The sequence below is a fragment of the Ohtaekwangia kribbensis genome (assembly GCF_042676245.1).
Lineage (GTDB): Bacteria > Bacteroidota > Bacteroidia > Cytophagales > Cyclobacteriaceae > Ohtaekwangia > Ohtaekwangia kribbensis.
The window spans coordinates 82,565-97,270 of record NZ_JBHTKA010000013.1; the positions used below are offsets into that span (position 1 = coordinate 82,565).

Genomic DNA, 14,706 nt, shown 5'->3' on the forward strand with positions numbered 1-14,706 from the left:
TTAACTCAGAAGCTCACATTAAATCCAATGGTATAGGTTCGTGCAGTCGGATACTTGTCACGCCCGTCATTGCCGGGGTCAAGGCCGAGTCGGTTCACTTCCGGATCTATACCTTTGTAGCTCGTCAGGATAGCTGTGTTCAGCGTTGAGATATAGATGCGTGCCGAGCGTATATACTTAGAGTTCGACAAGTTCGGTACGTTGTAACCAATCGTTATGTTATCGATTTTCCAGAAGTCACCATCTTCAATGTAGTAGCTGTTAAACTCCAGCGGTGCATTGAGTTTCGTTTTACCAAATACTTTTTCCTCCGATGACTTCAGACGGTTATAGTTGGTAATAGTCGGATTCTCCAGGTACATTCTTTCAAAGTTCAGTATCTGGTAATCAAAAGCTCCGCGCATGGTAATGCTCAGGTCGAAGTTCTTATAGCGCACATTGTTGTTCCAGCCCGCGTAGTATTTCGGAAGTCCGTTACCCAATACTTTTTTATTCTCGAACGACTTTGAAAAGGTCGCTGACGTTTCCTGTTCACCATTGGCATTCTCGTAAATCCACAAGCCGCTCTCGTCAATATCCACCGCTTTAAAGCCATGGAAGTTTCCGATCTTCTCCCCTACTTTCACCAGGTGCGTATGTGTCTGGATGGGTTCACCCGTGCCACCGGCTGTGAAATAGTCGTTGGTGGTTTGATACAAGTCATTGGACAGTCTTACGAGCTTGTTGGAATTTGTAGAGAAGTTAAAGCTCGTGTTCCATTCGAAATCTCCTTTCTGCACCGGTGTAATGTTCAGCAATACTTCGAGTCCTTTGTTCTCCATCACGCCTACATTCGCGCGTGTAGTACCGTAGAGGTTTGGTGGTTGAGGCACTGCGAAGTCGTAAAGCAAATCGCGAATCTCACGCTTATAGTAATCTATACTTCCGCTTACACGACTGTTGAACAATCCGAAATCAAGCCCAACGTTTGTCTCATGTTTCTCTTCCCACTTCAGGTATGGGTTTTCATTCTGTGAAGGCACAAGCGTACGTACCCACTGTTCATTATAGTAGAATGGATCAGCATAGCCCATCAACGCCACCGAACCAAAGCCGTTGCTATTGGGTGTGCCGGTAACACCGTAACCTGCACGAAGTTTCAGATCGTTGATCACGGTTACGTTGTCCATAAACGATTCATTGGTGATGCGCCATCCTATGGATACTGCGGGAAATGTACCCCACGGATCTTTTGTTTTATATAGCTGGCTGGCCGCTTCGTGACGCAAGCTTGCCATCAAAAGATATTTGTCCCGGAAGTTATACGTTAAGCGACCGAAGAAGCTGATAAGGTTTGTCTTCGAAGTAAAACCTTGCATCACGGCTTCTCCTTCTGCGAGTGCATTACCGAGGTCGATGTTATGATACGAGAATATATCGGTAGGAAAATCCCAGTTCTGCATATAGTAATCACGATAGTAATTATCCTGATAACCGTATCCACCCAGTACTGAGAAGGTATGTGATCCGATCGTCTTGCTATACTGTGCTGTGAGTTCCATCAACTTGTCTTCTGTCTCACGCGTTCCGTTCGACACATACCCGTTGAGTCCTGAACGAACGGTTGATATATGTTTCTTGGTTTCCGCATAGCCTCGTGTCTGGTTAAAGCGGTTAATAGAGAACAACGATGCCAGCGTAAGTCCTTCAAAAGGTTTATAGCTTATGCGTGTATTGATACGTGTGTTCTGCGAGCGGTTCATGCCATCAGATTCCTGCAGGCGCGACAGCGGGTTATCATAGTTGAATTCACCGGGATATTCCTGCCAGTTTCCTTCCGCATCTTTTACAGGTGCTGTCGGGTTACGGATCAGTGCCTGACGATACGTATACCCGTTAAAACTTGATCCATCACCGGATGTATTATAGCGATTGTCCTGACTCAGAAAACCAAAATTGAAATTTACTTTGTCATCAAACATGCTGTGGTTTACATCGAGGCGACCTGTAAAAGTCTTGTTGTCTGACTTTAGAAATATACCTTCGAGACCTCTGTAGTTGAAGGATGCCAGGTAATTTGTTTTACTGTTGCCACCCCGAAACGTAAGGTTGTGTATCTGGTTAAAAGGTCTCTGCATGATTTCGTCCAGCCAATCCGTTGTGGCACCCAGGTCGGCTGAAGCGGTGCGCGTTCCATCCGCTATCTGGCGTCTATAGTCTTCAGCCGTAAGCATATCGAGCTTCCTATATATACTTTGTGTACTGAAGCTCGCAGAGTAATCAACGCGTGCTACATCTACACCGTTGGCACGTTTGGTGGTGATGAGTATAACACCGTTGGTACCACGCGTTCCATATATAGCAGCGGCAGATCCGTCTTTCAATACATCGATAGACTCAATGTCTTCCGGAGCTACCGTACGAAGATCACCGGGCACACCATCCACCAGGATAAGCGGACTCACGTTGGCGCCCAGTAGTGTTGTATTACCGCGCAGCAATATTTGCGAGCTGCTCGTAGGATCACCGCTGGGTACGGAGATGGTAAGCCCCGCCACTTTACCCTGAATGAGTTGCCCCGCATCGGTTACATTTCCTTTGTTAAAGTTTTCTGATTTAATGGACGCAACCGAACTTGTTATCTCAGCTTTATTCTGCGTTCCATAACCAATCACAACCACTTCGCCCAATGACGTTACATCAGATTCGAGTGTAACATTGAACACCGTATTGTTACCAGGCGACAGCTCTACGGTTTTGTATCCGATAAAGCTGAAGATCAAAGTCTCGGTGCCTTCTGCCAGCGAAATGGAATATTTACCTTCTGCGTTGGTTGTTGTGCCGAGCGTGGTACCTTTCACAACCACGTTAACACCGGGAAGCGGTGCACCGCTTTCATCGGTTACAGTGCCGGTTACAACTACAGCAACCGAAGATAAATTGCTATCCGCAGTTTGTGTTGTGTCCGGTACAATCCGCTTCCGCAAAATGATATACTCACCGGAAAGCTGATACTGGATGTTGAGCGGACCAAAAATACCTGCGAGTACATCGGATAATTTTTGATGACGATAGTCAATAGAAATGCGTTGGTCGATCGCTATCGTTTGTGGGTTATAGGTAAATTTTATAGGGACTGATTTTTCGATCTCTGATAAAACATGCTTTATCTTCTTCTCTTCTGCATTGATGGAAATGACTTCATCCAGAACGGTTTGTCCGAAGATGTCAGAAGGTGTGGCTGTAACAGCACCTGAGATAACAGTTAGCAGGAGGATCTGAATTCCGGTAAATCTCATAATCGATAAAATCAAACTGCAAAGCGTCTGACGTTTTTTCATAAATTTGTTAGGTTTTGGTTCCATGTAATAGTGGACTAAACTATCCGGGGCCTTGTTACTGAGTGCGAATCATCTCAAGGTCGGGATTGCAAAATCAGATCGGTGGTGTCCCAACATCACCGATCGCTTTTTATACGCTGTTTGTATTCTTACTTCATAGGCGCTGGTGTTAATGTCTCTATATATACCATCACATTTTTAGCAACCCGAGCTGTTGATGATAATCCGGGTATCGATTACTTCATAGTTCGCTCCGATCGTCTGGCAAATGATCTTGAGCTTTTCAAATAAAGGCTCAGATCCAAGTGGCGCTGTGATAAAACATTTCTCCATCAGTTCTTCGTTGTATAAGATCTCGACACCGTAGGCATCTTCGAGTACTTTGAAGACTGTGCGTATAGGGGTGTTATCGAAATTAAAGTCGGTTGACTTTACCGCAGGGTTTACTACTTCCGGTATTTCAACAAGCTCCTTGTCGAACAGCTGCTCCGCGCGTTCATACTTCACCCGCTGGTTTGGCAGCAAAATCACGCCTTCTTTTGTATCATCAGCTTCTGCATCTTCGCTGGCAGTATATACCGACACCTTGCCGGTTTTTACAGATACAATAATGTTCCTCGCTCCTTCCGGTGCCTGTATGCGAAAGCTCGTTCCCAATACTTTGGTGAGTACCTCGTTGGTATGTACAATGAATGGTCTGTACGGATCTTTGGTTACTTCAAAGAATGCATCTCCCAGCAAGTATACTTCACGGACCGTAACGTTGGTATAGTCTGATTTATACTTCAACCGGCTTTTATCCTGCAACGTCACAATACTGCCATCAGCAAGCTGAAGGCGCAGCGGCTTGCCTGTTTCGTTTATCTGCTCAGCATAATTGTCTTTCTTATTCTGATAGGTATATAGATCCGCAGCCGGTGATGAATCACCTGTTTGTAACTGCCACCAGATACCAGCACTAACGACTATAATTACAGAGGCGAGTATCGCTATGCGGGTACGATTCGATGAGACTCGCGTTTGTTTATGCTCTACACGTGCTTCAATCTTTGCCCAGATCGATTGGATCTGTGTGTCATCTTCGGGTATATCTTCCGTGCGCTTCAGGTTAATTACCAGCGTACGTGCTTTCTCTACAACCGGAGCAATCTCCGGGTGCCCGGCAATATATAGTTCCCAATACTTTACTGCTTCCGGGTCGGATTGATTTACCCAGTCAATAAAGCTTTCATTGGCGGCAAAGTCTTCAACACTAAATTTGGTATAGTCCATGGTATAAGATTGCTAACGCTATCATATACTAATGCACAAAGACTTGGTTTTTAATCCATGTAGATTGAAAAAAAATTCAGAAAAATTAAAAAAGATGAGAAAGAAACGCGGAGAGTCACTTTAAGCGTGCGCAACGCGGTATAAATAAACTTGCAGGCCGATTGATAATTTACACCCATGATGTGCGCAACCTCTTCGTTTGAAAAGTTATGATAGTACCGCAGGTTGATAGCTTCCTGCTGGCGCTTAGGCAATTGGCTGATGCTGCTCTTTAAATGATTCGCCTGTAAAGCCTGTACTTCAAGACCTATGAAGAAATTCTCTATAGAAGCAGCGTGATCAAAATGTTCAGACGTGTTATCGATGTCTTCAAAATTCAGAAACTCATTTTGATGGATGTTCCTGCATATCTTATAACGCAGCGCCCGGAACAGGTAAAATTTGATTGAGGTTGTTTCACTGATCGTTGCCCTGTTCTGCCACAACTCCACAAAGAGATCCTGGATGCTATCTTCAATAACCGTTTTGTCTGACGTTACCTTGTTACCATAGTTCAGCAACAGCTTTGCATACTCTTTATAGATACGCGCAAAAGATGCCTTATCGCCATTCTTAAATGCTTGCCATAGCGGATCGCCGGGAAGGTTTTCAGGTTTAGTGTACACCGTGTCAGTGGTTTTGCATCGAAAAATTAGAATTAAAACCCAATCAATGCAAACGATTGAGATAAAAAATGTACGAAATACACTTTTTAAACACAAGTATGGGGCTGCGAAGTAAGGAGTAAAGAAGTGAGAAGTAGAAAAACTATCCGAGATAGTCTTTCAGTACTTTGCTCTTTGAGGTTTGCCGGAGTCTTCGGATGCCTTTCTCTTTTATCTGTCTCACGCGTTCTCGTGTCAGGTTAAATCGCTCACCTATCTCTTCTAATGTCATGGCCGTGCGGTCATTAAGTCCATAGTAAAGTGATATAACATCGGATTCGCGCTGCGTCAATGTAGCGAGTGAGCGCTGCACATCATATCGCAATGAATTACTGATGAGTGAAGAATCCGGTGTTCCTTCAGATTCATCTTCCAACACATCCAGCAAAGCATTCTCTTCTCCATTCACAAAGGGAGCGTTGATAGAGAGTTGGCGACTTCCCATTTGTGCTGTATTCCTGACTTCTTCCGGAGCGATCGCCAGTACCTCTGCTATTTCTTCATCCGAAGGATCTCGCTGAAATTTCTGTTCCAGCAGGGAGAACGTCTTGTTGAGTTTATTCAAAGAGCCTACCTGGTTCAAGGGAATGCGAACAACCCTGGATTGCTCCGCTACGGCCTGCATGATGGCTTGTCGTATCCACCACACAGCATAAGAAATGAATTTGAATCCACGTGTTTCATCAAACCGCATAGCAGCTTTCACCAATCCTATATTGCCTTCATTGATCAAGTCGCCTAACGACAAGCCCAGATTCTGATATTGCTTGGCCACTGAGACAACAAATCTCAAATTCGCTTTCACCATTTTTTCAAGGGCCTGCTGATCACCTTCCCTGATGCGTTTGGTTAATGTAACTTCCTCTTCGGCAGTAATCAGGTTTACTCTTCCAATCTCCTGCAGGTATTTGTCCAATGACTGTGTCTCACGATTTGTGATCTGCTTCGTTATCTTAAGTTGCCTCATGATGTTTTCGAGTGCGTTAAATACAAAATATACCGATGGGGTTTGTCCTTCATACGTTGCTCTTCAATTCATCCAGCGTCAAGGTATATTTACCCGGATGTATAGCAATGAATGTGGTAAACGATTTTAGGAAATCCGCTCGGAGTTCTCCTTCAGGAATTGTCTCAAAATAGCAATGGCAAGTTTGATGTTGTTAGGAGTATCCGGTGCCACAGCCAGGTCTATATTTCTGAGCGCACCTATTATATCGTTTATATAACGGAATTCATGTTCAGTATTTTTGTCGTGACGAATCCGCGACATGGAATAGCTGATGACCTTTATTAATTCAGCTTCATTTTTAGCAGCTTTGATGTCTGCCACAACTTCGTTACAAAAAGTCTTCATAGAACTTCGTTCGTGATGGGAAGCAAGTTATGGCACCTCACGGTAATTAAAATTGAATATGATCATCTGGAGAATTGATTATAATCAACACTCATACTGATCAGGATGTGTAAATTGGCCACCTTTATATGGATCCGATAGTTATGATTAGCAACTTTCTATCTGAAAATTTTCGTCTCAAGACCGATCAGCTCTTTGAAGGGCTAACACGGGAAGAGCAGCAATTCCTGACCAAAGCCGGGGTTACACATCTCTACAAGAAGGGAGAAATTATATTCCGGGAAGGCGGCATCCCCACCGGTATATTTTATATACAATCAGGAAAAGTCAAGAAGTACAAGCCTACGGCAAAAGGTGGTGAACAAATATTTTACCTGTGCAGTGATGGCGAGTTACTTGGATATCACGCGCTGCTCAGTGGTGAATTTTATCCGGACTCTGCTGCCACGATTGAAGATTCCGAAATTACTTTTATCTCGAAAGACGATTTCATGAAAGTGCTTCACAGCTCAACGGTGCTATCCTATAATCTTCTGAAAGCACTGGGCCATGAATTCAGCTTGTTCATTAACTCGATCACCAACCTGGCAACGAAGTCTGTGCGGGAAAGACTTGCCTTCAACTTGTTGATGCTCGATGAAAAATTCAAATCTCGTGATACTCCGGATATAGCCGGTGAAATAAAACTCTCGCGGACGGATCTCGCCAACATGGTAGGTACAGCGAAAGAGACTTTAGTCAGACTCCTGCAGACGTTCAAAGAAGCGGGACTCATTGAGAAAAATGATAAAGTCATTCGCATTATTGACCGTGAGAAAATGATACGGGAAGCGAACCTGATGGGATTAAATCGTAAAGAGAATCTGCTCTAGGAAATTCAATTTCTAATTCTTCTCCGCTGCTCTGCGTGCCCGCCTGATCGCAAGACCTTTAATTTGACTAACGGAGGAAAAGTGTATTCACTCAAACCGCTATATGAAAAACGAGGAGTTACGGAGTGTATGCATCTCCTATGGTTATTTATGAACATTAGAAGTATGACTGCTTCAAATATTCAACTTACAAGGAGCCACGAAGATGTTATTTATGACGTTTCTTCCACCTATACCGCTGAAGTCGAAACGCAGCCAGTCATAAACAGACACGTAAGGAAACCAGCAAAAGACCATGTCCACCACCGATCACCAAACCTCACAACTGAACGGTAAATCTTCAAAATACCTTAATAAACCTCCAGTAATTTCAAGTTTTACACACTGGCCCGAAAATGGCAAAGGCATCGGAACCCTTACCCTTACTTATGATCATCAATTATTTTAAGATCTCGCTTCGCAATCTGCTCAAGAACAAGTATTACAGTCTCATTAACATTCTGGGGCTTGTTTTGGGTATCACATGCGTGTTCCTAATCAATCAATATCTTAGCCGAGAGCTTGCATACGATAAATTTCATGAGGGTTCAGAAAATATCTATCGCGTAATCTGGGAAAACGATAATCCACAAACACGAACTCCTCACCCGCTTGCACAGGCGATGGTGCACGACTTTCCTGAAGTAGAGAATGCTGTAAGTCTTTCTCCCCTCTGGGGCCCCGGCCTTACACGCGAGACGTTCTCCATCCGCAACCCTCAGAAAAATATTCAATACGATGAAACCGGTGTGCTGGCAGTTGACACCACATTCTTCAAAGTTTTTTCATTTCCGATCGTCAAAGGTGATCCCGACAAGGCGTTGAAAAAAATGGGTGGCTTGCTGATCTCAGAAAAAGCCGCACACAAATATTTCGGTGATGAAGACCCTATCGGGAAATTTCTCTCAGTCAATGACGACAAAACGCTTACCGAAGTAGTAGCGGTATTCAAAGATGTTCCGGACCTCTCGCATTTTCATTTCGACTTTCTAGTTTCCTATGTTCTTGAAAAGGCAGACGAAGATCCGCAAAGTCGGTACTACACCTGGGCAGATTTCGGACACTATAATTATGTAAGACTGAAACCTGGAGCAGATGCAAAAAAACTTGAAAGTCAGTTAATGCCCTGGCTCAAAAATTATGTGGATTGGTCAGCTGAAGATTTCAAATACTTTGAGGACAATCATTATGGACTGAAACTTCAACCTATTACTGATATTCATCTCAAATCAAATGTTCGCTGGGAACTGGAGGGCAATGGCAACATCGATTATGTTTACATGATGATTGCTGCTGCAATTCTGATTCTTGTCATCGCGTGCATCAACTTCATTAATCTTACTACCGCACAATCAGCAGAGCGTGCCAAGGAGATTGGTATACGCAAATCACTTGGCGCTTTAAAACGGCAACTCATCATTCAGTTCACTGGTGAATCTGTACTGGTAGCTTTGGCAGCGATGCTCGTGTCGCTCGCTATGATTCAGATACTGGTTCCAATGTTCAACTTTATGACGGAAAGTACAGTTCAGTTTTCGATGATCTCATTGATCGCGATTCTGACAGCGATCGGAATAATGGTTGGACTTGTTGCCGGTATTTATCCGTCACTTTACTTAGCGTCAGTAAAACCAACCGCAGCGCTGAAAGGCAAATTTCTGCAAAGTCCAAAGGGAACTTCGATTCGCAAGGCCTTTACTGTTTTCCAGTTCAGTGCATCGATGGTACTGATCTGTGCTGCAGTGGTAATCTTCAATCAGCTTCAGGCAGTTCAAAACAGATCTGTTGGTTTTAGCAAGGAAGAAGTGATTGTAATACCTGTAAAAAATCAGGATGCATTGAGAGATCGCTTCGCAGACGTGGAGACAGCATTCAGGCAGCTTGCCGGTGTGAAAGAAGTTTCAGCAGCTTCCAACATTCCGGGTCGATCATTCAATCAAAATGAAATTTTTGAATCGACTCATCCTGAAAATGACATTGATGCTTCTGAACTCGTTGTTGATCACGATTTTCTTAAAGTATTAAACATTTCGCTGGTAGAAGGACGTGATTTCCTAAGGGAGAATCCTGCGGATGCAGACAATGCATTTCTGATTAACGAAACTACTGCGCGCAATCTTCAGCTCGACCATCCGGTTGGGAAGCAAATTACCTGGGTTCGAGATGGCGATCCCCTGAATGCGACTGTGATCGGTATTGTGAAAGATTTTAATTTTCAATCCCTGCATCACACCGTAAAACCATTGCTGATCAAATTGGGAAATAATGGTTTCAATTACATCATTCTAAAACTCAACACCAATGATTTCAACAAAACGATTAGGGAAATAGAGGGAACCTGGAAAAAATTCGACAACAGGTTTACGTTCGAGTTCTTTTTTCTGACTGATAATCTTAACCAACAATATCGCAATGAACAAAATATCAATCGCGTTATCATTGCATTCTCAGGAGTAGCCATTTTGATTGCCTGCTTTGGACTGCTGGGAATCGCAGCGCTCACATTCCGCAACAAGACTAAAGAAATCAGTGTAAGAAAAGTTCTCGGTGCTGAGTTCGGCAATCTCGTGGTTTTGTTGCTTAAGGATTTTACTATTCTGATTTTGGTTGCCGTAGTCATCGCTACACCGGTAGTAATCTGGATCATGCAAAACTGGCTTCAGAATTTCGCTTATCGCGTTACATTGAATCCACTCATTTTCATTGGCGCGGGAATGTTTTTGATTTTACTATCGTGGATTACATTAGGCTACCTCACGCTGACAATGGCAAGAATCAACCCGGCCACTACGTTGAAGAGTGAATAGTCTTTAAGGTGATATAGAACCAGAAACAAGGTACTAGTACCTCGTCATTGAAGGAACTGAAATTTAAAATTTCCTTCGATCCACTTATTCTGCCTGTATCATCTCACGAATCAACGCCCAACCAGACGGGCTTTCCTTATACCTTATATATAAGACCAAAGAGCGTCCCTTAAAAATAAAAGGCTTGCCATCACCCTTGGGTGTTCCTTCAATAGTAAAGGTTGATATTTCGGTTGCTGTTTCGCCATGAATCTCGAAGCTCTCTATTTTATGTTCCTTGAATTTCATACTGTACGATTGGAGCGTTCCTTTCAGCTCCGAGATATTGGCATCACGACCGATCAGTAGTCTATCAAACGCAAGCGCCTTGACAACATTGGGATGATGATAAGCTGTTATCATCTGAACGTCACCCGCGACAAAAGCTTGTGCTAGGTCAGCGCGTAACTTGTTAAATGCCTCCGTATCTTTTTCTTGTGACGAGGCTGTAGTGATGGTGAACAAAACGAAGATGAGTACACAAATCTTTTGTTTCATTGAATAGTTTAGTTTGAGGATGAATCTACAAGGTAGAAATACAATCCAGACAATCCGCACATAGAAAGTTAAACCGGACAGATAGAGTATACTTTATATCTGGTGTGATATGTTGTTGGGGATTGTAAAATGTAGCCGATAGGTAGAGAGAACCAAGACACCGAGTACTAACGGCCAAAATTTCTTTAGGGATGTTCAGTTTAGAGATATTGAGGCAATTACATTTTATGTAATTCTTGTTACCATTTTGTTACTCACAGTACTGACTATCAAAGAAGGGCACATTTTGTATCAGTAACTATCATTCAGAAAGATTGAATGACGATCGTTGATGTTCAGTTGTCACTCCCTAATGGAGCAAAAAACCTAATTCAATACCGACAAGGCAGTTTTAATGATGTCATCAAAAAAGGCTTTGTCAGTCGTTGACTTCGCAGATACCTGTATACCTTTTATAGTAGTCAGGAAAAAACGTGTGAGCGCACGAGCATCCTGTTTGTTGGTTACTTCACCACTCTCCTGTCCTTTCTGTATAGCCAGATGAAAAGCCTCTTCAAGTTGCTTTTCATTTCTGCACACCATATTCCGTACTTCAACATCGTGCGGAGCTAGCTCCACTTCTGCGTTCACCATAAAACAACCTTTATGCTGTTTGTCTCGAAGCAGGTTACTGGCAATCATTTCCAGAAGTTGTCTGATGGCGTCTATGGCAGACGTTGTGTTAGCTACTATACTATACATCTGACTCCCGGAAGTATTTTGATAAAACTCCAACGCCTTCAGAAACAACGTATGTTTGTCGCCATAGGTATCATATAGACTTGACCGGCTTATACCCAGCGAGTCCACCAGATCCTGCATAGACGTACCGTTGTATCCCTTCAGCCAAAAAAGAGACACAGCTTTATTCAATACTTCGCTTTCATCAAAATCTTTTGTTCGCGCCATAACAGAAAAAGCTTTACCTGTTTAAAGGCAAAGCTATTCATTTTTTGATATACGGTAGGCACCCGCCTTTTAACGAGCTGTTGTTCCTGTGTGCAGATTATCGCACGCCACCGCTGGCAATAATTGTTTCGCCTGTTAACCAGCGTGAATCATCGGATGCTAGAAAGACCGCGATGGGTGCAATGTCATTCGGCTGTCCTGTGCGTCCAAGTGGTGTGGACTTTACTGCATTGGTATGGAATTCACTTCCTATAAAGCCGGCAGAATGTGTGCCTTCTGTTTCTACAATGCCCGGGTTAATGGCGTTAACGCGAATGTTTCTCGCGCCCAATTCTTTTGAAAGAACCTGCGTGATTGAATCCACCGCTCCTTTAGTCGCGGTATAAATAGAACTGCCGGGAGGTGTAATACGTGTTACCGTAGAACTGATGTTAATGATGCTTCCGCCTTTGTCACCAAATTGTTTCACCGCTCCTTGCGTAACCAGTAGCAAGCCCAACACATTGGTATTAAACTGTCTGTTAAACTCTTCTACGGTTACGTCTTCAATGGGAGTAAACTGATATACACCGGCATTGTTCACGAGTATATCTACACCACCAAAAGCTTTCCTGGCTTCATTAAAGATTTGGTCAACATCGGCTTGTTGCGAAACATTACCTTTAACAGCAATGGCCTTACCTCCGTTCTTCACAATTTCGTCAACCACTTTTTCTGCTCCTTCTCTCGCAGAAGCATAGTTTACAACAACGGCTGCACCTTCTGCTGCCAGGCCTTTAGCGATCTCTGAGCCAATTCCTTTGGAAGCTCCGGTAACTACTGCGACTTTGTTTGTTAGCTTTTTCATTTTTGTTTAATTAAGTTGTTTCTGGAATATTCATTCCAAAATAAAAACAACAATTCGGAATAATCGTTCCGGAATCAAAAAAATAAATTGAAAATCTTGAAAAACGGTCTTCCGGGCTTACCTGAGGCTTTATCTTATAAATCGCTGGGGTTCGTGATAGATATTCTCCAGGTAATCCTGCTGCGTGCAGGGAGGATATATTTCGATGAAGTCCACAACACCTTTGTTTATGGAAGCGGTAATACCTTTACCGGCAAAGATCAACTGGTTGGAAGTTTTACCGGCACGCGATCGAACGGTCTCATCCGGTACCTGCCGGGCAGAGCTGTTGAATTCATCCCATAGCTTCTTCGCCAACACGTCATCGGAAATGTAAATCACCCTCAACGTGCCATTCTGAAAAAAGAAAAACTGACGGTTGCGCATATCAACCCGGCATGCGTTTGTTACTTTTTCATAGCGAACATTTTCATGTATCCGGTCAATGGGAATGTTATGCTGTGCTATAAATTGATCATAGCTTAAACTGAAACACGTTTGATAATCGCCTATATTCACTTGTTAGGGTTGCTGTATGGAGCACACAAGTTACAGAGTTTAATAGCACCATGCTTGCCGTACGCGATTAATGAGCGGGAATCTTCACCCTGCGCGATTCTTTATGTGACCGAAACAACCCTATCCCTATGCGCAATACAGGCCAGGTACCAGAATTGCTTCTGTTGAGGCTTTAAAACAGCATTAATACACTGCTGATACTTCGTGAACCAACTCCTTGTTTCCTAATCGGCAAGAGTAGTCTGGATGGTGAGGGTCTGTAGCGCGAAGACATCTTCAATTCGATCATCCGGCGGCCAGTATGAAATCCTGCGTGTGTCGAAGCTGAATGTCGGTGCAAAAACCGCTGTGGTAGTATATACACCTGCAATTTGGGAACGTTTTACCCGCACATTGATCTCTCCCTTTTCACCCGGAAGTACACCCATCGTACCTCCCGTTGGATTTGTTAGTGAAGCCGTGATCACATTAGCATTCCCCGGATAGTTGGGAATTGGATATGTTTTGTCTTTATACTCTCCGGGCACCATACCAGTAATCGGATGGTTTCCCTGGTTTGTCCACGTTGCTATAGCGAAGAAATCTTCAATGGCAACGCCATCACCAGTCGCTACTTCTTCCGTTACTATCGGAGAATCAAAACGAATCGGATTGGCTACATCCACAATAACATTATATACTCTTGACTTCGACCCCAGCGAGTTCTCGGCCTGCAGGTAAAAATGTTTAGGATATGTAAAGTCTACTGCTAAGCCGTTCGCAGGATATAGAATAAAATCATTGTCTATAGTATAACGGATGAGCGCAGCATCGTACGTTATCGTAGGCGTAAGCTGACTAAAATTGGTTCCTTCCGGAACAATAACATAGATCGCATTTTCCGTGTAGTTCTCGTATTCAGCTATTTTAACGGCTTCGATCGTAGCAGCCAGTGCCGGGTTTTTACTTTTCTCAAATTTAAACCCGGTAATTTTTGCATTCGTGAAAAAGGGTTCACCTCCATATACAACGGTTACATCATAGTGAACGGCCTTTGTCTGAGAAGTAGTGGATGAAATTGTGTACGTTACCGGATCAAGGGAAAAATCCTGCGACTCACCAGGCAAAGGTGAGATCTGATATTTATTATTGTCCAGATTAAATTGCTTCAGACTAAGCATCAGGCTTGTTTGAGAATGAGGAATCGTTATTTCTATTTTCCCGAACCTGGTCTCTACTCCGTTTGTGATTTCCGGATGAACTATATCAATATCCAGGTATGCTACTTCAGACAATGGAAAATCGTTCAGCTTTGCTTCACTCCAAAAAACATTGTCAATATTTTCTTCTGTATCATCTGACGAGCAGCCAGCAAATAGGACTGCTCCTAAAAGAATATAGTATAAAAAGAATTGCTTTGAACGAAACGGTGTACGCATGACGGTGGTTAACATTGGGGGCAAAGATTG

At 43.3% G+C, this 14,706-nt stretch carries 12 protein-coding genes; 2 read left to right on the top strand and 10 right to left on the bottom strand.

Annotated elements, in window-relative coordinates:
* Positions 1-5: 5 nt before the first annotated feature.
* The 5 genes from ACFQ21_RS25520 to ACFQ21_RS25540 form a co-directional block, all read right to left on the bottom strand.
* Positions 6-3,278 (bottom strand): SusC/RagA family TonB-linked outer membrane protein, encoded by a 3,273-nt coding sequence (locus ACFQ21_RS25520; protein ID WP_377584256.1) that lies wholly within the window; start codon positions 3,276-3,278, stop codon positions 6-8.
* 240 nt (positions 3,279-3,518) lie between these two features.
* Positions 3,519-4,592, bottom strand: coding sequence for a FecR family protein (locus tag ACFQ21_RS25525; protein ID WP_377584258.1), 1,074 nt, complete (start codon positions 4,590-4,592; stop codon positions 3,519-3,521).
* Positions 4,593-4,642: 50 nt separating this feature from the next.
* On the bottom strand, positions 4,643-5,257 hold the full coding sequence (locus tag ACFQ21_RS25530) for an RNA polymerase sigma factor (RefSeq protein WP_377584260.1): 615 nt from the start codon (positions 5,255-5,257) through the stop codon (positions 4,643-4,645).
* A 142-nt stretch (positions 5,258-5,399) separates the two neighbouring features.
* Entirely contained in the window at positions 5,400-6,263 is an 864-nt protein-coding gene (locus ACFQ21_RS25535; RefSeq protein WP_377584262.1) for a sigma-70 family RNA polymerase sigma factor, read from the bottom strand.
* A gap of 126 nt (positions 6,264-6,389) precedes the next feature.
* The gene (locus ACFQ21_RS25540) at positions 6,390-6,650 is read right to left on the bottom strand and encodes a hypothetical protein (protein WP_377584264.1); all 261 of its coding nucleotides are present in this window, start codon (positions 6,648-6,650) and stop codon (positions 6,390-6,392) included.
* A 128-nt stretch (positions 6,651-6,778) separates the two neighbouring features.
* On the opposite strand from ACFQ21_RS25540, the gene ACFQ21_RS25545 reads away from it, so the two are divergent.
* Both ACFQ21_RS25545 and ACFQ21_RS25550 read left to right on the top strand, forming a co-directional pair.
* On the top strand, positions 6,779-7,522 hold the full coding sequence (locus ACFQ21_RS25545; RefSeq protein ID WP_377584266.1) for a Crp/Fnr family transcriptional regulator: 744 nt from the start codon (positions 6,779-6,781) through the stop codon (positions 7,520-7,522).
* A gap of 428 nt (positions 7,523-7,950) precedes the next feature.
* A complete protein-coding gene (locus tag ACFQ21_RS25550; RefSeq protein WP_377584268.1) occupies positions 7,951-10,368 on the top strand; it encodes an ABC transporter permease in 2,418 nt (805 codons plus the stop codon).
* Positions 10,369-10,452: 84 nt separating this feature from the next.
* Here the strand turns inward: ACFQ21_RS25550 and ACFQ21_RS25555 are convergent, their stop codons facing one another.
* The 5 genes from ACFQ21_RS25555 to ACFQ21_RS25575 all read right to left on the bottom strand — a co-directional run bounded on the left by ACFQ21_RS25555 (position 10,453) and on the right by ACFQ21_RS25575 (position 14,676).
* Positions 10,453-10,905: a YybH family protein gene (locus ACFQ21_RS25555; RefSeq protein ID WP_377584270.1), complete on the bottom strand. Its 453-nt coding sequence runs from the start codon at positions 10,903-10,905 to the stop codon at positions 10,453-10,455.
* A gap of 366 nt (positions 10,906-11,271) precedes the next feature.
* Positions 11,272-11,853: a TetR/AcrR family transcriptional regulator gene (locus ACFQ21_RS25560; protein WP_377584272.1), complete on the bottom strand. Its 582-nt coding sequence runs from the start codon at positions 11,851-11,853 to the stop codon at positions 11,272-11,274.
* Between the two features lie 97 nt (positions 11,854-11,950).
* Complete coding sequence (locus ACFQ21_RS25565) at positions 11,951-12,700, bottom strand: SDR family NAD(P)-dependent oxidoreductase (RefSeq protein WP_377584274.1); 750 nt, start codon at positions 12,698-12,700, stop codon at positions 11,951-11,953.
* 129 nt (positions 12,701-12,829) lie between these two features.
* On the bottom strand, positions 12,830-13,258 hold the full coding sequence (locus ACFQ21_RS25570) for a hypothetical protein (RefSeq protein WP_377584277.1): 429 nt from the start codon (positions 13,256-13,258) through the stop codon (positions 12,830-12,832).
* Between the two features lie 224 nt (positions 13,259-13,482).
* Positions 13,483-14,676 carry a hypothetical protein gene (locus tag ACFQ21_RS25575; protein WP_377584279.1) on the bottom strand — a complete coding sequence of 398 codons (1,194 nt, stop codon included), beginning with the start codon at positions 14,674-14,676 and terminating at the stop codon, positions 13,483-13,485.
* Between the last annotated feature and the right edge of the window lie 30 nt (positions 14,677-14,706).